Here is a 22,487-nt window from a genome sequence, read left to right as displayed (position 1 = left end):
CCCCCCCCCCCCCCCCCCCCCCCCCCCCGCGGCTGTGGAGCAGGTGCTCAGTAGTCCAGGTGGGTGGGGCCGAACATTTTGAGCAGGGTCTCAACGACGACGACGTTGGGGCCGTCAGCGGCGAAACCAGCTTTGAGCGCGTCCCCCACGTCCTCCGGGGCCACCCGGGTGGCCGGCACACCGAAGGCTTCGGCCAGTTTGACGAAGTCCGGGCGCGCCAGCTCCGTGGCGGTGGCCCTGCCGAAGGCACCCACCATGTATTCGCGCAGGATGCCATAGCCGCCGTCGTCCACGATCAGCCATGTGACCGGGATGTTGTGCTGCTTGGCCGTGGCCAGTTCCGAGATGGAGTACATGGACGAACCGTCACCGGATACAGCCAGGACGCGACTTGGCCTGCCTATCGTTTCCAGGCCGACAGCGCCGCCGATCGCAGCAGGGAAACCATAGCCGAGGCCGCCGGCGCCCTGGGCGGAGTGGAACTGGCCTTGCCGGGCGTCCCAGCAGCTCCAGCCCCAGTATGCGGAGATGGTCATGTCCCAGAAGGTCTGCATGTCGGCCGGAACGGCTTCGCGGATATCGGCCATGAACTTCAGTTCCTTGGCCAGGTCCTGGGATTCCAGCCGGGCCTTGACCTTGGCAAGGGACTCCTTCACCAGGTCCTCGGGCCTGACGCCGTGCCAGTTGCGCGTGGCGTCGACCGGAACAACCAAGGCTTCATCGAGGGCGGCGAGCGCCTGGCCGGCGTCGGCGCGGATGCCCAGGCCGGGACGATTGGACTCGAGCACGCGGGGTTCGGCATCGATCTGGATGATCCGCCCGCGGGGTTCGAAAGTGAAGTAATTGGAGGTGACCTCGCCCAGGGAGGAGCCGATCACGATCAGGACGTCCGCGTCCTCCAGGACGTCGGTCATGTGGCGGTCCTCGATCCAGGACTGCAGCGACAGTTCGTGGTTCCACGGGAATGCGCCGTTACCGCCGGGAGTGCAGATCACCGGTGCCCGCAGCTTTTCGGCAATCGAGAGCAGGGACTTCTCGGCCCGGCCCCGACGCGTCCCGCCGCCTGCGATGATGGCGGGACGTTCCGCCGTCGACAACCACTTCACGGCTTCGCGGACCAGTTCCACGCGCGGCGGGTTGTCCGCAGCCTCCGCGAGGGCATCCTCTACCGGCGGGACCATGATGGGATCCAGCAGGACATTTTGCGGGATTTCCAGCCAGACCGGCCCCTGCGGGGAGGAGATGGCCTCGGTCCAGGCATCCTGGATGGCCGACGGGATCCCGGAGGCATGCTGGATCAGCCGCTGGCTCTTGGTGACGTTCGCGGCCGAGGCCTTCTGGTCATCGAGCTGGTGGAGCATGCCCTTGCGGCGGGCACCGAGTCCTTCGAGCGGGATCTGGCTGGCCACCACCACCATGGGCACACCAGTGGCGTAAGCCTCCTGCAGCCCGGCGAGCGAGGTCAGCGCGCCGGGTCCGGTGGAAAGGAACAGCACGCCCACTTCGCCCGTGGCGCGGGAGTAGCCGTCCGCGGCGAAGGCTGAGTTGTTCTCCACGCGCGAGGAGACAAAGTGCAGATTGCCGCGGCCCATGGCGTCGAACAAGCCCAGTGCGTGCTGGCCGGGAATCCCAAAGACTGTTTTTGCGCCCAGGGCTTCAAGGGTTTCGACGACGAGATCCCCGCCGTTGCGCACATCGGTACCCTTCGTGGGGGCTGCTGTGCCGGGATCGAAATCGATCATATTGGCTACTCCTTGATTCCGGCGGGGATGCTGGCCGCGAACCCGGCAGGCTGGCGGACTTCCTGGCCAAGGGCTTGGGCTGCGTAACCGTTGGCTGCCCCGATGCGGTCACCTTCAACAGCATTGTCCGCCATCAGGGTGATGAGTTCATAGGCCACGTGGCTGGCGGCCACGCCAGTGATTTCGGCGTGGTCATAGGCAGGGGCGACCTCCACGACGTCGGCACCCACCAGGTTCATGCCGCGGAAGCCGCGGATGATCTCCAGGAGTTCGCGGCTGGTGATGCCGCCGGCCTCGGGGGTTCCGGTGCCCGGGGCGTGGGCGGGGTCCAAAACGTCGATGTCCACCGAGATGTAGAGCGGGCGGTCCCCGATCCGGTCACGGACCTTGGCCACAGTTTCCAGGACGCCCTGGTAGTAGACGTCGGCGGAGGTGACAATGCCAAACCCGAAGCGGTGGTCGTCGTCGAGGTCCTTCTTGCCGTAGAGGGGGCCGCGTGTGCCGACGTGGCTGATGGCTTCGGTATCCAGGATGCCTTCTTCAACGGCCCGGCGGAACGGGGTTCCGTGCGTGTACTCGGCGCCGAAATAGGTGTCCCAAGTGTCGAGGTGGGCGTCAAAGTGCAGCATGGCGATGGGTCCGCCGGCGCGCTCGGCCGCTGCCCGGAGCAGCGGAAGGGCGATGGTGTGGTCACCGCCGAGGGTTACCAGTTTGCTGCCGGCCGAGGTGAGGTCCAGGGCGTTCTGCTGGATGGTTTCGATGGCTTCGTTGATGTTGAACGGGTTGACCGCCATGTCGCCGGCGTCGGCCACCTGGATGTTTTCGAACGGGCTGACGTCCCACGCGGGGTTGTACGGACGGAGCAGGCGGCTGGCCTCGCGGATGTGGTTGGAGCCGAAACGGGCACCCGGGCGGTAGGACACGCCGGAGTCGAAGGGCACGCCCACCACCGTCACGTCAGCCTTCGCCACCTGGTCCAGGCGCGGCAGTCGGGCATAGGTGGCAGCGCCCGCATAGCGCGGGATGCGGGATGAATCGATCGGGCCAAGGTTGCCGTTGGCTTCGATGCGCAGCTCTTTCACAGTGAGCCTCTCCTTCGAGGATTGGTCGGCGGGTGTGACAGCCATCATACCTTGAAGTTTCCTTATGCGCATCAAGTGTTTACAAGCAGCCTGGAGCGCAGGTGTCCCGGGCGCTCCTGCCCAGTTACTGTCCCGGTCCACGGCCGGCGCCCATCTCGCGCCGCGGAATCCCGGGAACATCCCCTGCCAGGAGGCGACGTTGGCGGAAGCAACTGGGCAGGAACGCACAGCAAGTGGCGGGCGTTGCCCACATACGGCATGCTTCCTCTGTCAGATCCGGCTCCGGCAGCCTGCAATGGGCTCCATGGATATCTTCGAATACCTTGAACAGGCCGGCGGGGTTGCCCGCACCGCCCAACTCCTCAGCGCCGGATTCTCCAGACGGGACTTAGGGCGCCTGACCGGGCTGGGTGCCACGCAACCCAAGCGGGGAGTTTTCCTCGCACCTGGCTGCGACGCGGACCTCGCCGCCGCCATCCACCACAACGGCCGGCTGACCTGCGCCAGCGCAGCCGCACGTCACGGGTTATGGCTCCGGAGCCCTCCGTCCCGGCTGCATCTGGCCTGCAACCACGGCCACGGCAAAGGCTTCGTCCGGCACCGGACGGTGCGATTCGAGGGCCACCCGGAACTGCCGGTGGCGGCGGTGGAAGACGTGGTCCTGCACGCACTTGGGTGCCTGGCGCCGCCGTCGTCCACGGCCATCGCGACGTCGGCGGTCCGGCTGCACGGCGTACCACTGGAGCTACTCAGGGCCGAGGTACACGGTGACCGCTCGGGGCCCATTCGACGCGCGCTGCAGGAGCTTGACCTACGGGCAGAATCGATAGTGGAAGTCGACGCACAGCATCTTTTTCGGAGCAATGGGATCGATTTCGAGGCTCAAGTGCCGCTGCCCGGCATCGGGCGGGTGGATTTCCTGCTGGACGGTTTCCTGATCGTGGAAATCGACGGATTCGCCTTTCATTCAAAGCGTGCGGACATGCTTAGGGACCGCCACCGGAACAACACCTCAACGGTCAAGGGCTTCGCCGTCCTCCGCTACATGCCCGAACACATCTGGTTCAACCCGGAGCAGGTGGTGGCGGAAATCAGGGCGGTGCTCGATGCCAGGAACGCCTCGGCCAGGTAAAGCGAGCGCTCCTTCCCAGTTACTCCGGCCCAGATCGCTGCGCCTGGGCGGCAGCCCGCGCCCGCACAGAGGACGCCCGCGGAAGCCCGGCACAAACCGGGCAGGAACGCGCACTCCAGCCGAAAAGGGCTCGCTACCGGCTGGCGGCGGGAACCAGCACCCAGAGGACCTCAACGGCCTCGTTGGTGGGGTTGATCCAGGTGTGGGGTTCGCGTCCGGGGAAGGTGACGGTGTCCCCGGTGCTGAGCTCGTATTCTTCGTTGGTGAGGATCAGCTTGATGCTGCCCTTGATAACGTGCAGCACATCTACATCGCAGTCCACGGCGTAGAGCTCGGACTCGCCGCGGCCGTGGGGCTCGATGACAGCCTGGATAATCTGGATCCGCCGCTCTGAGCGGGCCGTCAGCAGCCGCTCCACGATCCCTTCGCCGCCCAGTGAAATTCGGGGCCCGTCGTTGCGCTTGGTCAGGTGGGTTTCGGGAGCGGCGAACAGGTCCCCAATGGAAATGGACAACACCTGGCAGAGGGTCACCAGCGAAGCGACAGAGGGCGAGGTGAGGTCTCGCTCCACACGGCTCAGGAAGCCCTTGGTCAGCCCGGTGGCGTCGGCAACCTGCTCGATGGTGAGTCGCTGCGACTGCCGGGCAGCACGGATTCGGGACCCGATGGCAACCGGAACGTTGCTCGGCTCGACTGGCAGTGCCTTCATGTGCAGACCTTTCATGGCCGGCAACCCCGGCCCCATCTCTGGAGCAATCCTAATGGCCACGTACCCATGTGACGCCGCTACGCCACAGGCGGAGGACATGGCGGCGGGGCCTTGACTGTTACCACGGTCACAGCATACTCTTTTAGGCAACAAGTGTTGTCTCCCATGCAATATTCGGGATAGCAACATCCGAGGATTCCCCTCATCCCCACCTCGTAAGAGCAGCGGAACACCGGCCTCCCCAGCAGCGCCGCCGGGTTCGAGCCACGCTGCAGATCAGCTCCAAGGAGCCCCAACATGGACGCTAACTTCGTCAACATCGCCATTGTGGTGGTATACCTCATCGCAATGCTTGCCTTCGGCTGGTGGGGTAAGTCCCGCACCAAGAACAACAGCGACTTCCTCGTTGCCGGCCGCCGGCTCGGCCCGTTCCTCTACACAGGCACTATGGCCGCCGTTGTCCTGGGCGGCGCCTCCACCGTCGGCGGCGTTGGCCTCGGCTACAAGTTCGGTATCTCCGGCATGTGGCTGGTGGTGGCCATCGGCGCCGGTGTGCTGCTGCTGAGCCTCCTCTTCGCCGGTACTATCCAGAAGCTCAAGATCTACACGGTCTCCCAGATGCTCACCCTTCGCTATGGAAGCAAGGCAACGCAGACCTCGGGCATCGTCATGCTGGCGTACACACTGATGCTGTGCGCCACCTCCACCAGCGCTTACGCCACCATCTTCGTGGTCCTCTTCGGCTGGGACCGCTGGCTCGCCATCGCCATCGGCGGAGCGATCGTGCTGGTCTACTCAACCATCGGCGGCATGTGGTCCATCACCCTGGCGGACCAGGTGCAGTTCGTCATCAAAACCGTGGGCATCTTCGCCCTGATGCTTCCCTTCACCCTCAATGCAGCCGGCGGCCTCGACGGCATCCGCAGCCGAGTGGATGAAAGCTTCTTCCAGATGGACGGCATCGGCGTGCAGACCATCATCACTTACTTCGTCGTCTACACCCTGGGCCTGCTGATCGGCCAGGATATCTGGCAGCGCGTGTTCACCGCCAAGACCCCGGGCGTCGCTCGCTGGGGCGGCGCCACCGCCGGCATCTACTGCATCCTCTACGGTGTTGCCGGCGCCCTGATCGGCATGGCTGCCAGCGTGGCCCTGTCCGGGATCGACATTGCGGCGAAGGACGACGTCTACGCCGAGGTCGCCCAGACAATCCTCCCTGTTGGTATCGGCGGACTGGTACTTGCCGCAGCTGTGGCCGCCATGATGTCCACCGCTTCCGGCGCCCTGATCGCCGCTGCCACGGTTGCCCGCGCCGACGTCCTGCCGTTCGTTGCCAGCTGGTTCGGCAAGGACATCAACACCGACGACACCGACAACCCAGAGCACGACGTCAAGGCCAACCGTATGTGGGTCCTGTCGCTGGGCATCGTGGCCATCCTGATCGCCATCATCACCAAGGACGTCGTTGCGGCACTGACCATCGCCTACGACATCCTCGTGGGCGGGCTCCTGGTCGCCATCCTGGGCGGCCTCGTATGGAAGCGCGGAACCGGCCTGGCCGCCGCAGCCTCCATGGCGGTGGGTTCGGTTGTCACGCTCGGCACCATGATCGTGCTGGAGGTCAACGCCAAGGCCCCGCTGGACGGCGTCTTTGCCAACGAACCGATCTACTTCGGCCTCATCAGCTCAGCCGTGGTTTACGTGGCGGTCTCGCTGCTCACCAAGCCCACGGACCCGCAGGTCATGCGGAACTGGGTGCGGCGCGTAGCCGGCAAGGAAAACGAAGTTCCTGTCACCGTGACTGCGCCGTAAGGATTTCGACAGGGCTCGAATCGCCCCAGGGACAGATTCGAGCAGCACAAAGCACGACGGCGGCGCCTCCTTTCGCTCACCAGCGAACCGGAGGCGCCGCCGTCGTCCGTCCTACTCAGGTTCTGGTTCGCGGAACTCCTCGGGGTCCAGCGGAACCACGCGCTCCTCGGCGTCAACTTCGACCGGAGGGGTCGGAATGACTACGTCTTCAGCGTCCAGGAACTCGTCCTCTGCATCCCAGTCGTTCTCGTCAACCGGCGCATCCTCGGCGTAGTCATAAGCGGGATCGGCTTCCACGGCATCAAGGTGCGGCATGTCCGGGTGCTGTCCGGTGGTGTTCATTGTGCAACCTCCGTTTGTTCGCCACTGACGTGCTCTTTCGGCTGGGCGCTGGCGGGCGCCACACTTTCATCACAGCACCGCCGGTGGCCCCGGTCAAGGGTCCGCAGACAGGAGTGCAAAAGCCATCCGGAGCCAGGGATTTTGAGGGAACCCGAAACTCCGGAGTGAGGTTTGCCAGCCGAAAATCCGCGAAATTCCGCGGTAAGCTGGGCTTTGCAATGGGGCCGAACCATGCCCCATCAAGCTCAGGAGCTTCTGTGTCTCAGCACGCCAATCCCGGCCAACACCGCGCCGCCCGGGATTCTGCCCAAGCCATTCCCGCGCCCTCCGATTCTGTTCCGTCGGATTCTGCCCAAGCCAATCCCGCGCCCTCGGATTCTGTTCCGTCGAATTCTGCTCCAACTGATCGCCACCCGGCAGGCCAGCCGACAAATGCCGAGCCCACTCCTGCGGACATCCGGCGCTGGCGCCAATACCTGGCCGATGAACGTGCCGAGGCCGCTGTCTACCGGGACCTCGCGCAGAACCGGCTTGGCGAGGAGCGAGACATCCTTCTTGCCCTTGCTGAAGCCGAAGGACGGCACGAGGCCCACTGGCTCCGGCTCCTGGGCGATCACGCCGGGAAGTCCCGCCAGGCGTCGCTGCGCAGCCAGCTGCTGGGCTTCCTGGCCCGCCACTTCGGCTCGGTTTTTGTCCTCGCGCTGGCCCAGCGCGCCGAACGTCGCTCCCCCTACGCCAAGGACCCGTCCGCCACGCCCGCCATGGCCGCCGACGAACAGATCCATGAGGAAGTAGTGCGCGGCCTGGCAACACGGGGCCGCAACCGGCTCGCCGGAACATTCCGCGCCGCCGTGTTCGGAGCCAACGACGGCCTGGTCAGCAATCTATCCCTGGTTATGGGCATGGCAGCGTCCGGTGTGGCAAGCAGCGTAGTACTCCTGAGTGGTATTGCCGGGCTCTTGGCCGGCGCACTGTCGATGGGCGCCGGCGAATTCGTCTCCGTCCGCTCGCAGCGTGAACTCCTCGCGGCCACACGGCCCACCCAGGTCACCCTGGCGGCGGCCCCCAAGCTGGACATCGAACATAACGAGCTGCTGCTCGTGTACCTGGCACGCGGCATGTCCCACGAAGCAGCCGAACACCGCGTGGCCGAACGCATGGGGCTGCTCTCCTGCGACTGCGATCCCAGCCTGTCCCTCCAGCCTGAGCTCCCTGAAACTGAGGACCAGCACGAAGCCGTAGGCACCGCCTGGGGCGCATCACTGTCCAGCTTCTGCTTCTTTGCCTCCGGTGCCATCGTGCCCATCCTTCCCTTCCTGTTCGGCATGACAGGCGCGGCCGCGCTGGTGGTGGCCGGTGTCCTGGTGGGTGTGGCACTGCTGATGACTGGCGGCGTCGTTGGTTTGCTCTCAGGCACGTCGCCGCTGACTCGCGGGCTGCGGCAGCTGGCCATCGGCCTGGGCGCCGCGGCCGTCACGTATGTGCTTGGCTTGGCCTTCGGCACCGTGGTGGGTTGATGGACAGCATTCCCCCGGACCGCCCGCACAGCAGCGGGAGGCGTTCTGCCGGGCGTTCCATGCGGAACGCCCTGCTGGGTATTACCGCCGGCACCACGGCACTGGTGGTCGGCGGAGTCTTTTACGGCGGTCCACGCGTTGGTGAACTACTGGATGTTCGGCTCGGGCCCGGAGCCGTTCAGCCGGGCGAATCGGGTGGCGTCCGGCCCGCTGCCGAGGGTCGGCCCGAGGCTCCCCCGCCCGGGCTCGAGGAGGAGGACGCGCCGCTGGGAAGGCCCGAGCCGCCCCCGTACGCGAGCAGTTCCTACCAATTCCTGGCCACCAACGACGACGGCACACCGGTGGGATATTCGCCGTGCCGGCCGCTGCACTACGTGGTGAACGCGGACCTGGTCCCGGCCGGCGCGCAGGCCCTCATCCCGGAAGCAATCGACACCATGTCGCGGGCCACCGGGATCCGGTTCATTTACGACGGCGCCACCACCGAAGAGCCTTCTGCCCAGCGCGCTCCGTACCAGCCGGATTCGTACGGTGACCGCTGGGCGCCGCTGCTGGTCTCCTGGACCACTCCCGAGGTGGCTCCCCAGCTCAAGGGTAAAGTGATCGGCACCGGGGGAAGCACCCACTTCAGCTACGAGAACGGTCCCAAGACCTTCGTCACTGGCAGCCTGGAGCTGGACGCCCCGCAGATTGCCGAAGAGCTGGAACAGCCCGACGGGGCGCTGTACGCCACGGCCGTCATCCTGCACGAGCTCAGCCATGTGATGGGACTCGAACACGTGGATGACCACCGGCAGCTGATGTTTCCGGAAATCGGCACCCCGGAAGGCCTTGCCGCGGGCGATCTCAACGGCCTGTACAAACTGGCCGGCGCCCTGTGCCGTAAGGATCTCTAGACCCGGCAATCTCCGCCATCCCCGGACCTGGCGCCGAAGCTACCCGCCGATCACGGCGAGCGCCTCGTCAACGGTGTCGACCAGGAAGATCCGGTCCGCCATGGCCCGCCCGGCTGCCAGCCTCTGGAGCATCGGCCAGGCAGGGTATTCGTGCTGCCAGTAACGGCTGCCCACCAGGACCATAGGCGTCACGGCCTCACGGGCGCTGTAATAGTTCTCGCACGCGTCCTGGAACATTTCCTGGACAGTTCCGGCTGCTCCCGGCAGGAAGATAATGCCGCCGTTGCAGACTTCGAGCAGGATCGCCTCGCGTACGGCGTTGGCGAAGTATTTGGCAATGTGCGTGGCAAAGTAGTTCGGCGGCTCATGCCCGTAGAACCAGGTGGGGATACCCAGCGACGGCGTTCCCCCCGGAAAACGTGCGACGACGGCGGCCGCCGCGCGCACCCACGCGGACACCGAGGGACGGAAGCCAGGGACGGCCCCCAGTGAAACCAGGGCCGCCTCGAACTCATCTTCGGGGATCCCGCTCAGGTAGGCGCCCAGGTTGGCGGCCTCCATGGCCCCTGGACCGCCTCCGGTGGCTACCAGCTTCCCGCTTCCAGCCAACAGCCTGCCCAACGAGGCAGCCTGCGCGAACTCCGGAGTACCTCGCTGGGCATTATGGCCTCCCATCACGCCCACCACGGTCAGCCCGGCTACGGCATCAGAGCGAATCATCTCGTCCAGGGCGTCACCGATGGCGTGGTCGTGCAGGGCCGAAGCCAGGGTGGCGTCCAGGCGGTGCCGCTGCCCGGGCCGGATGCTCCACTGGTAGACGAGGGCGTCGGGCAGTTCTTCGTAGCGGGCGTGGTCCAGCCCGGCATAAAGCTCCTGGGGGGTGTAGAGCCTCGCCCGGTAGGGGTCGAAGGGCACACCAACAAGCTTGGGAAAAATCAGCGCTCCGCGGCGCCGCAGGCCGTCCTCGACACCCTCGTCAAACGTGCACCCAAGGAAGATAGCGCCTTCCACATCAAGGGTCTCCAGCGCTGCCGTCCGGCCGCGCAGGTCCAAAGACTGGGCGTGCCAGCCGTGCATGGCCACAGCTCCGGCCGCCACCAGCCGGTCGAAGCTGGCAAGACTCTCGACTTCGAGGGTTCGCGGGCTTGGGTGCACGCTGCCGGAGGGGTTCATGCCGGCGGCCTGGTTCGAAACCCCGGCTGTGCCCGGTATCGGTTGTTCATCTCCCCAGCCTAGTCAGGCCTCCATCGCGGGCCGGGACGGCTTCTTTGCCGCCCGCCAACGCCCTGTTATTATCAACAATAAAGGCAGTATGTCCTATCAAGCGGACATAGGCAGGACAAAGGGAGTTGCTTCGCAGCAACCCTAGCGGCGCGAAGGATGCATCTCAATGGCGAATCAACTGAACCTCAGCATCGACCGCTCTTCGCCGGTGCCCCTCTACCACCAGGTGGTGCAGGGCATCGAGGCCGCCATCCATACGGGCCTGCTTCCGCCTGGCAGCCGGCTGGACAACGAGATCGACCTTGCAGCGCAGCTCAACCTCTCCCGGCCAACCATGCGCAAAGCCATGGATGAGCTGGTGCGCTCCGGCCTGCTGGTGCGTAAGCGCGGCGTAGGTACCCAAGTGGTTTCCAGCCAGGTACGGAGGCCACTGGAACTCTCCAGCCTCTTTGACGATCTAAGCAACAACGGCGCCAAACCCACCACCGACGTACTGACCTTCAGCCATGACGAGGCCGACGACGCTACGCGCGAGGCGCTCCATCTCCCCCCAGGCGCTACGGTGTACCACTTCACCCGGTTGCGGAAAGTGGCCGGGAAACCGCTGGCCCTGATGGAAAACTGGGTCCGCGACGACATCACCCCCCTGACCGAGGAACTCCTGGCCAGCCAGGGCCTGTACTCCGTCCTGCGGAACGGCGGAGTGAATTTCCGGCTCGCCACGCAGCGAATCGGCGCCGTGGTGGCCAACGAATACCAGGCCACGCAGCTCGACGCGGCTCCAGGCTCGGCCCTGGTCACCATGGAGCGGACCGCCGTGGACGATACAGGCCGCAATGTGGAGACCGGACACCACGTGTACCGGGCGGATTCGTACAGCTTTGAAATGACACTCGTACAGCGATAGCGCAAGGAATACTTATCTATGACTAACTGGGTCTACCCTCTTGGCAGCGCCGCCGACGGCGGTTGGGACGTCTCGCTCGGAACTTCCGATTCACCCCTGGCAGTGGAGGGCTGGGCCCACACAGGGCTGAAAGTCGCGACCCTCGCGGCCGGTGCCGCCCTCAAACTCCCGGCTGCGGGAGAGGAGCGGATAGTGGTTCCGCTCAACGGTTCCTTCACGGTCAACGTCGACGGTGAAGACTATGTGCTGCAGGGGCGCGCTTCGGTGTTCCACGGCCCCAGCGATGTCCTGTATTCGGGAACTGGCCGCGCCGTCACCGTCAGCTCCGACAACGGCGGCAGGTTCGCCGTTGCAACGGCCCCGGCCAAAGCCTCCTATCCCACCCGCCTGGTCACCGGGGCGGAGACACCCGTCGAGCTGCGCGGAGCGGGCAACTGCTCCCGCCAGGTTCACAACTTCGGCACGCCGGCAGCCCTTGAGGCCGACCGGTTTATAGTGTGCGAAGTGCTCACCCCGGCCGGAAACTGGTCTTCCTACCCGCCCCACAAACACGATGAGGAAAAGGACGGCGAGACGAGCCTCGAGGAGATCTACTACTTCGAAACGCAGGTGGCCGCCGGTTCCGCGGCGCCTGCCGACGCTGATGCCATCGGTTATCAGCGGGTTTATGCCTCGGACGAGCGGCCCATCGACGTCTCGGCGGAGGTCCGCACGGGCGACGTTGTGCTGGTGCCCTACGGCTGGCACGGCCCCGCGATGGCGGCCCCCGGCTACGACCTGTACTACCTGAACGTGATGGCCGGCCCCGGCCCCGTCCGTGAATGGCTCATCAGTGACGACCCACATCATGGCTGGGTGCGCCAGAGCTGGGACGGCGTGGACATCGATCCACGGCTGCCTTTCACAGCTTAGGGATCAACAAAATGCCCCTCCGGAACGGATTCCGGAGGGGCATTTTGCATCGCAGCCAGCTCACCTGGCTACGCTGATAGCCACCTTCACCGCAACGCCAGTGGCGAGGGACTCCTGGGCAGCGTCCGCCACCCGGGACGCCGCCACCGCGTCCTCCGGTGTGCAGGGGTTGTCCCGCCGGCCCAGGGTAAGTTCCACAAAGGCCGCCATTTCGTCGCGGTAGGCAGCATCGAACCTCTCGGCAAAGGTCCGGTGCGGCTCACCTGCAGGAAATCCAATGCCGGGTTCCGCCGAGGCCAACGCGGTTTTGTCATCCAGCCCCACCATCAGCGACCGCAGGGACCCTTGGATTTCCAGGCGGACATCATGGCCCGCCCCGTTGTAGCGGGTGGCGGAGACTGTACCCACAGTCCCGTCGTCGAACGTCAACAGCGCGAGCGCGGTGTCCACATCCCCCACGGCGCCGATGGCCGGGTCCCCGTTGTTGGAGCCCTTCGCATATACCTCAACGATTTCTCGGCCCGTCAGCCACCGGAGGATATCAAAATCGTGGACCGAGCAGTCCCGGAACAGGCCACCGGAGCTGGCCAGGAATTCCACCGGTGGCGGCGCCATGTCGCACGTGACTGCCCGCAGCGAGTGGATCCAGCCCAGCTCGCCGGCCTGGTAGGCGCGCCGGGCCTCAAGATAGCCGGCATCGAAGCGGCGCTGGTGGCCGATCTGGACCACGCCGTGCCGGTCCCTGATGTAGTCCAGTACCGGGAGCGCATCCGCCACGTTCATGGCCACCGGCTTTTCGCAGAAGACCGGGATTCCGGCGTCTACCCCCGCCTTGATCAGCTCGGGGTGGGTACCCGTCCCGGTGGCCACCACCAGGCCGTCCAGCCCGGAGGCAAGCAGCGCTTCCACTGACGGGAAGAACTCCGCGCCCAGACCGCCCGCGACGTTCCTGGCGTGCTCTGCGGCGACGTCGGTCAGCCGCAGCCGGACGTTGATGCCCTCCGGATTGAGCACCCCGTTCAGTGCGGCGATGTTGTTCGCGTGCATCACACCGATCCGGCCCACTCCCACAAGGCCCAGAATGACGTCTTTCATCGTTTTTCCTCCGAATAAACGTTGAAGGCGGCGCGGAAAGCGTCCAGGGCCGCGTCGCTGTCGCTCTGCGCCCAGGCTTCCATGCCCACCGTGCCGTCATAACCGACCTCGGCGAGCGCCCTGGCGACGGCCGCGTAGTTGATTTCCCCTGTCCCGGGTTCGCAGCGCCCCGGGACGTCGGCCACCTGGATCTCGCCGATGAAGGGCAGGGCCGTCCGCACCAGCTCAATGAGGTTTCCCTCCCCGAGTTGCGCGTGGTAAAGGTCCAGCATCAGCTTGGCGTGCGGGTGCCCGGCGGCCTCAACGAGTGCCAGCGTGTCCTTGGCGCGTGCCAGCGGGATGCCGGGGTGGTCAAGGATGGTGTTGAGGTTCTCGAGGCAGAACGTCACGCCGTGTTTTTCGCCCAGCTTGCCGAGGCGTTCCAGGGTCCGGGCACCGGTGCTCCACATCCGGCCGGTGGAACGGTATGCAGGGCGGGCCGCGTGGCCGTCGATGAGTTCTGCCGGGTGCACCACCATGCGGCTGACGCCGAGTTCCAGGGCGGTGGGGATCAGCGATTCCGCTGTCCGCACCACGTCATCGGCAGTGTCGGGGTCCACCACGCTGCCGGAGGTGTACCCCGTCATGGAGGAAAACACGGCACCGGTGGCCTTGAGCGCGCTGATGTCCTTGGACCGCGAATCCCACAGCTCCACATCGAAGCCGGACTCGTGGATCCGGCGGACGCGTTCCACAAACGGAAGGTCCGTAAAGACCATCTCAGCGCAGACTGCAAGGCGCATCAGACGGCCGCCGTCTGGTCGACCGAGACCGGGGCGCCGCTCTTGACCGATTCGATGCACGCCAGTGCCATGGCCAGCGCACGGCGGGCATCTGCGCCACCCGGGGTGACCGTAGAGCCGGACGACGAGGGCGGCATGCCGTCGCGCCGGGCACGCACCGCGTCGGCGAAGTCGGCGAGTTCGTCCGTGTAGGCCTGGCGGAAAAGCTCAACATTGAGCCTCGGGGTGTCCGCGGAGAGTCCCTCCGCCGTGTAGCGCCGGGCCGCTGTTTCCGTGACGCGGCCGGCCTGGACCATACCCTTGGAGCCGAAGACCTCGCCGCGGATGTCGTACCCATACAGCGCGCTGAAGTTTGCCTCGGCGACGGCCACCGCACCGTTGCTGTAGCGGATGGTCACCACTGCTGTGTCCAGGAAACCCGCGTCGCGCAGGTCAGGCTCTACGAGCGCGTCCGCCACGGCGTAGACCTCCACGGGCTCGGCACCTTCGTTGAACCAGTTGAGGGTGTCGAAGTCGTGGATGAGGGTCTCCAGGAAGATGGTCCAGGCCGGGACCTTGGCAGCGTTGGGGATGCTTCCGTTCCCTGGATCGCGGGTGAGTGAGCGCAGGAGCTGCGGTGTTCCGGCGATGCCGGCGACCAGATCCTTCTTGGCGGCCCGAAAGTCATCCGCGTACCGCCGATTGAAGCCCACCTGGAAGTGCACGCCGGCTTCTTCCACTGCTGCGAGGGCGGCGTCGAGCTCATCGAGCCCCTGACCGGCCGGTTTCTCGCAGAAGACGTGCTTTCCGGCGGCAGCGGCCTGGGCGATCAGTGACGAGTGGAAGCGTGCAGGACTGGCGATCACCACCGCATCGATCTCCGGATCCGCCAGGATGTCTGCTGCGTTGGCCGTCACCTGTGTGGTGCCCAGCGCGCGGGCGAGGGTCTGCGCGGATTCCAGATTAGGGTCCGCAATGGCCGCCAGGACGGCGCCGGGGACGCGGCGGGCGATGCTTTCGGCATGGAATGCCCCCATCCAGCCGGAGCCGATGAGTCCGATCCGTGCGGGTGCCTGGACTGGAGCGGGGTTGTGGGTGAGATAGGCCATGGGCTGGTCCTTTCGCTGGTCATAACGTGGGGGTGGATCAGTGCCGGAGGGTGTTTCCGGAGTGAGTGGTCTCGCCGGGGATCACGGCGACGCCGCAATGCCAGCTTCGCCGGGGAACACCACGCCAAGCTGCCGGCGGATCTCGTCGGCCACTTCCAGGGTGCGGATAGAGGCTGCGAGGGTCCGCTGGCCGGATTGCGTGCTGCCTGCGGCAATGGAGCGCGCCACCGCCGCCGCCTCATAGTGCAGGCCTTCGAGGTGGCCGCCGGAGGGTTCGTCGTGGCGCAAGCGTGTTCCGTCAGGGAAACGGACCTCGAAGCCGCCGGGCATGTTGAACGGCCCCTCGATGGTCAGGGTGGCCTCGGAACCGACCACTGCGGCGCTGCCGCGGCGGCTCGGTCGGCGTCGAGATCTGCCACAAAGGTGACTTCGGCACCCCCGATGGTGGTAGAGAGGTTCCTGATGTGGTCCGCGCCCATGATTCCGGCGCCGATGACGCCTACCCGGATCGGCATGGTGTTCCCTTCGTGTGTGTTCGTGTGTGCGCGGTCCCGGGCCGGTGCGCACAGGCATGGCGGGGTCCTCCGGAGGGATATCCGGAGCACCCCGCCGGGTGCTGCCCCTAGGCGTGCTTTGGGGCGCCGGCCTTGGCTGTGTCCGTGACTTCGGCGACTTCGGCCTGTACCTCCTTGACGACGTCTCCGTGCCCGCCGAGTTGTTCGAGTTCGTGGGCGAGTTCGGCGAGTTCGGCGCCTCCGGCCATCTGGGCAGTGAGTTCGTCGAGGGTGATGTCTTTTTTGTCGTAGTAGCCGATCGATTTGCCGCGCTTGAGCAGCAGGAACCGGTCCCCGACGGGGAAGGCGTGGTGCGGGTTGTGGGTGATGAAGATGACCCCGAGTCCGCGGTCGCGGGCCTGCAGGATGTAGCGCAGGACCACGCCGGACTGCTTCACGCCCAGGGCCGCCGTCGGTTCGTCCAGGATCAGGACCTTGGCACCGAAGTACACGGCGCGGGCGATCGCGACGCACTGGCGTTCACCGCCGGAGAGCTGGCCGATGGGCTGCTCGACGTCGCGCAGGTCGATGCCCATTTCGGCGAGTTCCTTGAGCGTGACCGCTTTCATCTTCTCGACGTCCATGCTCTTGAACGGCCCCCAGCCCGAGGTCAGTTCCGAGCCGAGGAAGAAGTTCCGCCAGATCGGCATCAGCGGCACCACCGCGAGGTCCTGGTAGACGGTGGCGATGCCGGCGTCCAAGGCGTCCCTGGGGGAACTGAATTTGCGTTCCTCGCCCATGATGTTCAGGACCCCGGCGTCGTGCTGGTGCAGGCCGGCGATGATCTTGATCAGGGTGGACTTGCCCGCGCCGTTGTCACCCAGGACACAGGTGACGCGGCCGTTGTCCACGGCCATCGTCACATCGGACAAGGCGATGATGTTGCCGTAGTGCTTGCCCACCCCGTCCAGGGAGAGCAGGTGCACCGGGGTGTGCGTGAGCGGGTCCCGTTCATTCTGGAGCAGGGTTTGCTGGTCAATCTGGTTGGCATTCATTCCCGGCCCCTTTACTTGAGTTCCGCGCGGCGTTTGACGATGAGGTTGACGATGGTGGCCAGCAGCAGCATCAGGCCCAGGAAGAACTTGAACCAGTCCGGATTCCACTGCGCATAAACGATGCCCTTGTTGGCCATGCCAAAGATGAACGCGCCGATCGCCCCGCCCACAGCCGAGCCGTAGCCGCCGGTCAGCAGGCACCCGCCGATCACTGCGGCGATGATGTAGAGGAATTCGTTGCCCACGCCCTCACCGGACTGCACGGTATCGAACGCGAATAAGTTGTGCATTCCCAGCACCCAGCCGCAGAACCCGACGCCCATGAACAAACCGATCTTGGTCGCCTTGACCGGGACACCCACGGCGCGGGCCGCGTTCTCATCTCCGCCAACGGCGAAGATCCAGTTCCCCACGCGGGTCCGCATCAGCACCCACGTAGCGACCGCGACCAACGCGATCCAGATGAACACCGTGATCTTCACATCAACCCCGGCGATGGTCACGGAGGACGCGAACACGGCCCGGGCAGAGGCGAAACCATCCATCGTGGAGATCGAGGGTGAGGACACGGACCCGCCGATCAAACGGGTAAGGCCCAGGTTCAGGCCTGTCAGCATCAGGAACGTCGCAAGGGTCACGATGAAGCTGGGCAGTTTGGTCTTCATCAGGATCCAGCCGTTGATGTAACCGATGCCCACCGAGACCACCAGGGCCAAGCCAACACCGACCCACACGTTGGTGCTGAAGTACCAACTGAACATCGACGCCGTCAGCGCCGAGGAGATCACCGCCACGCCGGTGGAAAGGTCAAACTCCCCGCCGATCATCAGCAGCGACACCCCCACCGCCATGATCCCGATCGTGGAACTGCCATAAAGAATGGTCGCCAGCGCATTGGGCTGCGTAAAGGTAGAGGACACCAACGCGAAAAAGATAAAGAGGACGATCGCGCCCACTAGGGCACCGACCTCAGGCCGGCCCAACAGCTTCTGGAACGCACTGCGCGTGGCCACACGTTCGTCGGACACTGCCGACTTTGTGGTTGTTTTTGTCTGGGTAATGGTCATGAGAACTCTCCTTGCTGCCGGGCCGGCGTTCACCGGCCCGGCCAGCGGGCTGTTAGCGGATACCCTGTTCGGCGAACTTCAGGACATCAGCGGCGTTGGACTGGTCGACGATGGCCGGACCGGTCAGGACCGACTGTCCGCCGCCGAGCTTGAACCCGCCCCGCTTGTTCTGCCACAGCGCGTCTACTGCACCGTAGCCCTGCAGCCATGGCTGCTGGTCCACCGTGAACAGCACGCTGCCGTCGGAAACTTTTTGGGCCAGTTCCTTGTTCAGGTCGAAGCTGGCAACCTTGGCCGAGCTTCCGGCGGTAGCCACAGACTTCAGGAGCGTCAGGGTAATGGGAGCACCAAGGCCGATGATGACATCAGCATCCTTGGATGCCTGCAGCTTCGCGGTTGCCGTCGATTCAACGGACGTCATGTCCGCTCCGTTGACGTAAAGAATTTCCGTGCCGGGCACTTTGGCCTTCACGCCGGCGCACCGGGCTTCGAGGCCCACGTGGCCCTGCGCCTGAATGACACATACCGGGTGCTTGTAGCCACCCTCTGCAAGCCTTGTGCCCACTGCTTGGCCGGCAAGCTGCTCGTTGGAGCCGAAGTGGGTGAACGCTCCCAACTGCGCGGAGGCCGATTCGCCGGCGTTGAAGCTGACAATCGGAATGCCTGCATCAGTGGCTTTCTTCAGCGCCTCCTTTAAGGCGTCAGGCGTGGCCAGGGTAACCGCAATGCCGTCCACCTTCTGGTCAATGGCCTGCTCGATCAGCTGTGCCTGCCGTCCGGCCTCCGGATCGGAGGTGTAAAGCAGTTCAACGTTGTCCTTCGCGGCTGCCTCCTCGGCACCCTTGCGGACTGTGTCCCAGAATGTGTCGCCCGCGGGAGCATGGGCGATCAAAGCGATCTTCATCCGCTCTGTCGTGGCAACCTGGCCGCCACCACCGCCGTTCGCAGCTTCTGGGGTCCGCCCGCCGGTGCTCGAACATGCGCTCAACGCCATCATCGGTACTACTGCCGCCACCAGTGCAGCCTTGCGCCAAGAAAAATTAGCCACCTAAATCTCCTTTGATCTCTCAGGCTCCGGGCCGCCACTCTGCAGCCCTCGGAGCACTGTCTACCTCGATCATGGTGACCCGGCTCACCAATGTCAATACTTTGTCCTGACATTAGGATGTTTTAACGTGAGACGCCCCGCTACTCTTGGTGCACACGCCGCGCCGTAGTACCCCGAACCACCAGGGCGGGCTCGATCAGCCTGCGTTGCGGGCCAATGGCGGGCTCCTGAATGCGCGCCAGCAGTGCGTTCGCCACATCCACTCCCACGAGGTCGCTACGGTTGTCCACCGACGTCAGATCCAGATATCGCGACTTTGCCAAGGTTGAGTTGTCGTAGCCGATCACGGAGATGTCGGCCGGGACAGCCAGGCCGCGCGCCTTGATCGCGCCGAAGGCCCCCAGTGCCATCGTGTCGTTGGCGGCAAAGATGGCGGTGGTGTCCGGATGGTTGTCCAGCAGCCAACACGCCGAGGCGTAGCCGTCCTCCTCGGACGTGCCACCCGAATCCCCCACGATCCGTTGTTCAGCGCCGGACTCCTGCAGCCGTGCGCGGAAGCCTTCCCGCCGATGGGCAGCGGCGCCGCCCGACCCGGTGAGGTGGCCGATCCGCCTATGACCGAGCCCCAGAAGGTGATCCGCCGCCATCGCGCCGCCGCCGTCGTCGTCATTGGTTATGAGATCGGCGCCGGCCGGCACGCCGACGCGCCAGCCGGCCACCACCGTGGGCACCCCCACCCCGCCCAGCATGGACGGGCTGGGTTCCGCAGCGATCACCAGCCCGTCAACGTGCATGGCAAGCAGCCCGTCAACGGCTTCCTTGATGCGATTCTCCCCCGGCCGGGAGTCGGCCAGCATGACCTGATAGCCATGCTCGGTGAGCGCGGATTCCATACCCCGGAGCAGGTCGACGAACCAGAGGTTCCGGTAATCGTCAATGACCAGTCCAATGCTTTTGGTCCGGCTGCTGGCAAGCGTCGTCGCGGCCCGGCTGGGGCGGTACCCAAGGTCCGATATGGCCGCCTGGACGGCTTCGCGCCGCTTCTCGCTCACGCGCACGGGATTCTGCAGCACCAGCGAAACCAAAGACGGTGAGACGCCGGCCTGCCTTGCTACGTCGTAGATCGTGGGGCGTCGCGCCTTGGGGCGATTCAACGTCATCGGAAGTGCCTCTCTTCTCTGGCTTCGAGGATATCCGCCGAAGGATTGACAGGACATATGAACATAGTTACGCTCGAATCCAGCTTACAAATTGTAGCGCTACAAAATGCCGTAGAGTGTCCCGCCGCGGCTGAATTTCGAAGGAGAAATCAATGGCTGAAAGCCTAGGCGTCGCCGTCATCGGTGCAGGCATGGCCGGCAAGGCCCACGCTGCCGCGTACCGCACAGCATCTGCCCTGTACAGCCCGGTGCTGCCGCCGGTGCGGCTGGTCTCAATCGGCGACGTCAACGCTGAGTTCGGTTCGTTGGCCGCCCGCCGCTTCGGCTACGAGCGCAACGACACGTCCTGGCAGGCAATCGCCGAAGCCGACGACATCGACGTTGTCAGCGTCGTCATCGCCAACTCCCTCCACCGCGAGGTTGTCGAAGGCCTGCTGGCCGCGGGCAAGCATGTCCTGTGCGAGAAGCCGCTGAGCGACTCCTTGGCCGATGCCCGCGCCATGGCAGATGCGGCCCGGAACGCCGGCAGCATTGCCCGGATCGGTTTCACGTTCCGCCGTACCCCCGGCATCGCCTACATTCGGGACCTCATCCGCAACGGTGTCCTCGGCAACGTCCTGCACTTCAGCGGCCGCTACTGGACCGACTACGGCTTCAGCCCCGCCGCCCCCATGAGCTGGCGCTATAAGGGCGGCCCCGGCTCCGGTGCCCTCGCCGACGTAGGAAGCCACCTGACGTACATCTCGGAGTTCCTGTGCGGCGACATCAAGTCCGTCACGGGCGGGCAATTGAGCACCGTCATAGGGAAGCGCCCGCTGCCGCTCGCCGCCGTGATGGGCCACGACCATGTTGCCGTCAGCGATACCTTCGAAGCCGTCGAGAATGACGACTATGCGGCGTTCAACGCGGAGTTTGAAAACGGCGCCGGCAGCTTTGAAGTCTCCCGCGTCGCAGCCGGGCACGCCAACAGCCTGCAGTTCGAGGTGTTCTGCGAAAACGGTGCCGCAAAGTTCGACCAGCGCCGCCCCGCTGAGATCCAGCTGTTCCTCAACGACGGCTCAGGCAATGAGAACGGCTACCGCCAGGTCATCCTCGGCCCGGGCCACCCCTACATCGCCGGCGGCCTCGCCATGGATGCTCCCGAGGTCGGTTTCGGCCAGAACGACGCCTTCGGCTACCAGGCCCGGGCATTCCTCGAGGAAGTTGCCGGCATCAGTGAAGATGAATCCCTGCCCCGCTGCGCCAGCTTCGACGAAGGTGTGCGCAACATGGAACTGCTCGGCGCAGTAACCGAATCCGCCCTCAACAACGGAAAGAAGATCACGCTATGAAGCTCGGCGTGTACAACGCGATCCTGCACGACCGGCCGCTTCCCGAGGCACTGAAGGTCATCGCTGACCTTGGCCTCACCGGCATCGAGATCAACACCGGCGGTTTCCTGCCCGCCGTCCATGTACCCACCATGGACCAGATCCTCGAAAGCGACGCCGCCCGGGATGACTACCTCGCGATTTTCGAAGGCACCGGTGTCTCCATCGCCGGACTGAACTGCAACGGCAATCCGTTGCACCCGAAACGTGAGATCGGCGAGAAGCATGCCGAGGACATCCGCCGCTCCATCAGGCTGGCGCACCGCCTCGGCCAGAACCGGGTAGTGACCATGTCCGTCCTGCCCGGCGGGGAGCCCGGCGCCACCACCGTCAACTGGGTAGTCAACGCTTGGAATTCGGCGGCACTGGACGTGCTGGACTACCAATGGGGCGTGGCTGCGAAGTTCTGGAAAGAAACCGACCGCCTCGCGGCCGACCATGACGTCAAGGTCGCGCTGGAGCTGCACCCGCAGAACATCGTCTTCAACACAGCCGATGTCCGCAAGCTCATCGAGCTCACGGGCGCCACCCACGTCGGTGTCGAACTCGACGCCTCGCACCTGTTCTGGCAGCAGATGGATCCCGTGGCCGTCGTCCGCGAACTCGGCCCGCTGGTCTTTCAGGCGGCCGCGAAGGATGTCAGGGTCAACACGGAAAACGCGGCACTGTACGGCGTCCTGGACAACAGCTTCCGCAGGCTGGCCCCGGAGGAAAACCGCACCAACCTCGGCGGCGACGAGTGGGCGAACGAGTGGCCCAAGAACTCTGCGTGGGACTTCGTGGCCCTTGGCCGGGGGCACGACACCGCCTTCTGGACAGAATTCCTGCGCGCGCTGCGCGAGGTGGACCCGGACATGCTGGTCAACATCGAGCACGAGGATGTGTCCTTGGGCCGGATCGAGGGCCTCGAGGTCGCGGCCAAGGTCCTGCGGGACGCTGACGCAGTGCTCTCCGCATCGCTGAACCTGACGGCCTGACGCTTCAATACAACGCAACCAAACAGCAAGGGGGCATCGCCAGTGCGACGCCTCCTTGCTGTTTCTGGCATGTGGG

Annotated in this window: 21 protein-coding genes and 1 pseudogene; 8 read left to right on the top strand and 14 right to left on the bottom strand. The window is 65.3% G+C overall.

Translation table 11 applies throughout. The features are described 5' to 3' along the window. Window positions 1–47 precede the first annotated feature (47 nt). Both ACLKOZ_RS00635 and speB read right to left on the bottom strand, forming a co-directional pair. Complete coding sequence (locus tag ACLKOZ_RS00635) at window positions 48–1,742, bottom strand: thiamine pyrophosphate-binding protein (protein WP_436472222.1); 1,695 nt, start codon at window positions 1,740–1,742, stop codon at window positions 48–50. A 5-nt stretch (window positions 1,743–1,747) separates the two neighbouring features. Then, window positions 1,748–2,824, bottom strand: coding sequence for an agmatinase (gene speB / locus ACLKOZ_RS00630; RefSeq protein ID WP_436472221.1), 1,077 nt, complete (start codon window positions 2,822–2,824; stop codon window positions 1,748–1,750). A 304-nt stretch (window positions 2,825–3,128) separates the two neighbouring features. On the opposite strand from speB, the gene ACLKOZ_RS00625 reads away from it, so the two are divergent. Further along, the gene (locus tag ACLKOZ_RS00625) at window positions 3,129–3,956 is read left to right on the top strand and encodes a DUF559 domain-containing protein (protein WP_436472220.1); all 828 of its coding nucleotides are present in this window, start codon (window positions 3,129–3,131) and stop codon (window positions 3,954–3,956) included. Between the two features lie 133 nt (window positions 3,957–4,089). Here the strand turns inward: ACLKOZ_RS00625 and ACLKOZ_RS00620 are convergent, their stop codons facing one another. Beyond that, a complete protein-coding gene (locus ACLKOZ_RS00620; RefSeq protein ID WP_436472219.1) occupies window positions 4,090–4,665 on the bottom strand; it encodes a helix-turn-helix domain-containing protein in 576 nt (191 codons plus the stop codon). 297 nt (window positions 4,666–4,962) lie between these two features. Between ACLKOZ_RS00620 and ACLKOZ_RS00615 the strand changes: the two genes are divergently transcribed. Next, window positions 4,963–6,477: a sodium:solute symporter gene (locus ACLKOZ_RS00615; RefSeq protein WP_436472218.1), complete on the top strand. Its 1,515-nt coding sequence runs from the start codon at window positions 4,963–4,965 to the stop codon at window positions 6,475–6,477. A gap of 111 nt (window positions 6,478–6,588) precedes the next feature. Here the strand turns inward: ACLKOZ_RS00615 and ACLKOZ_RS00610 are convergent, their stop codons facing one another. Further along, on the bottom strand, window positions 6,589–6,819 hold the full coding sequence (locus tag ACLKOZ_RS00610; RefSeq protein ID WP_436472217.1) for a hypothetical protein: 231 nt from the start codon (window positions 6,817–6,819) through the stop codon (window positions 6,589–6,591). A 257-nt stretch (window positions 6,820–7,076) separates the two neighbouring features. Here ACLKOZ_RS00610 and ACLKOZ_RS00605 point away from each other — a divergent pair, with 257 nt between their 5' ends. Together ACLKOZ_RS00605 and ACLKOZ_RS00600 are read left to right on the top strand one after the other, a co-directional pair. After that, entirely contained in the window at window positions 7,077–8,336 is a 1,260-nt protein-coding gene (locus ACLKOZ_RS00605; protein ID WP_436472216.1) for a VIT1/CCC1 transporter family protein, read from the top strand. Then, a complete protein-coding gene (locus tag ACLKOZ_RS00600) occupies window positions 8,336–9,232 on the top strand; it encodes a matrixin family metalloprotease (RefSeq protein ID WP_436472215.1) in 897 nt (298 codons plus the stop codon). The genes ACLKOZ_RS00605 and ACLKOZ_RS00600 overlap by 1 nt, the downstream gene beginning before the upstream one ends. Window positions 9,233–9,271: 39 nt before the next feature. On the opposite strand, the gene ACLKOZ_RS00595 is transcribed toward ACLKOZ_RS00600, so the two are convergent. Further along, window positions 9,272–10,405, bottom strand: coding sequence for an LOG family protein (locus ACLKOZ_RS00595; protein ID WP_436472214.1), 1,134 nt, complete (start codon window positions 10,403–10,405; stop codon window positions 9,272–9,274). Window positions 10,406–10,622: 217 nt separating this feature from the next. On the opposite strand from ACLKOZ_RS00595, the gene ACLKOZ_RS00590 reads away from it, so the two are divergent. Together ACLKOZ_RS00590 and iolB are read left to right on the top strand one after the other, a co-directional pair. Then, complete coding sequence (locus ACLKOZ_RS00590; RefSeq protein WP_337346388.1) at window positions 10,623–11,363, top strand: GntR family transcriptional regulator; 741 nt, start codon at window positions 10,623–10,625, stop codon at window positions 11,361–11,363. A gap of 18 nt (window positions 11,364–11,381) precedes the next feature. Further along, window positions 11,382–12,275, top strand: a complete 894-nt coding sequence (gene iolB, locus ACLKOZ_RS00585; RefSeq protein ID WP_436472213.1) for a 5-deoxy-glucuronate isomerase — start codon at window positions 11,382–11,384, stop codon at window positions 12,273–12,275. A gap of 60 nt (window positions 12,276–12,335) precedes the next feature. Here the strand turns inward: iolB and ACLKOZ_RS00580 are convergent, their stop codons facing one another. The 9 genes and pseudogenes from ACLKOZ_RS00580 to ACLKOZ_RS00540 form a co-directional block, all read right to left on the bottom strand. Then, the gene (locus ACLKOZ_RS00580; protein ID WP_436472212.1) at window positions 12,336–13,370 is read right to left on the bottom strand and encodes a Gfo/Idh/MocA family protein; all 1,035 of its coding nucleotides are present in this window, start codon (window positions 13,368–13,370) and stop codon (window positions 12,336–12,338) included. After that, entirely contained in the window at window positions 13,367–14,152 is a 786-nt protein-coding gene (locus tag ACLKOZ_RS00575) for a TIM barrel protein (RefSeq protein WP_436472211.1), read from the bottom strand. Before ACLKOZ_RS00575 ends, ACLKOZ_RS00580 begins: the two co-directional genes overlap by 4 nt. Further along, the gene (locus tag ACLKOZ_RS00570; protein ID WP_436472210.1) at window positions 14,152–15,240 is read right to left on the bottom strand and encodes a Gfo/Idh/MocA family oxidoreductase; all 1,089 of its coding nucleotides are present in this window, start codon (window positions 15,238–15,240) and stop codon (window positions 14,152–14,154) included. Before ACLKOZ_RS00570 ends, ACLKOZ_RS00575 begins: the two co-directional genes overlap by 1 nt. An 81-nt stretch (window positions 15,241–15,321) precedes the next feature. After that, a complete protein-coding gene (locus ACLKOZ_RS00565; RefSeq protein ID WP_436472209.1) occupies window positions 15,322–15,615 on the bottom strand; it encodes a hypothetical protein in 294 nt (97 codons plus the stop codon). Window positions 15,616–15,617: 2 nt separating this feature from the next. Then, window positions 15,618–15,755, bottom strand: a pseudogene (locus ACLKOZ_RS00560) (Gfo/Idh/MocA family oxidoreductase); the annotation flags it as partial. Between the two features lie 107 nt (window positions 15,756–15,862). Beyond that, window positions 15,863–16,789 carry an ATP-binding cassette domain-containing protein gene (locus ACLKOZ_RS00555; RefSeq protein ID WP_436472208.1) on the bottom strand — a complete coding sequence of 309 codons (927 nt, stop codon included), beginning with the start codon at window positions 16,787–16,789 and terminating at the stop codon, window positions 15,863–15,865. Between the two features lie 11 nt (window positions 16,790–16,800). Continuing rightward, complete coding sequence (locus ACLKOZ_RS00550) at window positions 16,801–17,856, bottom strand: ABC transporter permease (protein ID WP_337346380.1); 1,056 nt, start codon at window positions 17,854–17,856, stop codon at window positions 16,801–16,803. A 52-nt stretch (window positions 17,857–17,908) separates the two neighbouring features. Next, on the bottom strand, window positions 17,909–18,904 hold the full coding sequence (locus ACLKOZ_RS00545) for a substrate-binding domain-containing protein (RefSeq protein WP_337346379.1): 996 nt from the start codon (window positions 18,902–18,904) through the stop codon (window positions 17,909–17,911). 140 nt (window positions 18,905–19,044) lie between these two features. Continuing rightward, window positions 19,045–20,064, bottom strand: coding sequence for a LacI family DNA-binding transcriptional regulator (locus ACLKOZ_RS00540; protein WP_436472207.1), 1,020 nt, complete (start codon window positions 20,062–20,064; stop codon window positions 19,045–19,047). A gap of 152 nt (window positions 20,065–20,216) precedes the next feature. Between ACLKOZ_RS00540 and ACLKOZ_RS00535 the strand changes: the two genes are divergently transcribed. Together ACLKOZ_RS00535 and ACLKOZ_RS00530 are read left to right on the top strand one after the other, a co-directional pair. Next, window positions 20,217–21,395, top strand: coding sequence for a Gfo/Idh/MocA family protein (locus ACLKOZ_RS00535; protein WP_436472206.1), 1,179 nt, complete (start codon window positions 20,217–20,219; stop codon window positions 21,393–21,395). After that, on the top strand, window positions 21,392–22,411 hold the full coding sequence (locus tag ACLKOZ_RS00530) for a sugar phosphate isomerase/epimerase family protein (protein WP_436472205.1): 1,020 nt from the start codon (window positions 21,392–21,394) through the stop codon (window positions 22,409–22,411). Before ACLKOZ_RS00535 ends, ACLKOZ_RS00530 begins: the two co-directional genes overlap by 4 nt. Window positions 22,412–22,487: the final 76 nt, after the last annotated feature.

This window comes from Arthrobacter sp. R4, assembly GCF_051365025.1.
Lineage (GTDB): Bacteria > Actinomycetota > Actinomycetes > Actinomycetales > Micrococcaceae > Arthrobacter.
Note: the sequence above shows the minus strand (reverse complement) of the source record. Positions and strands in the feature narration are given on the sequence as shown.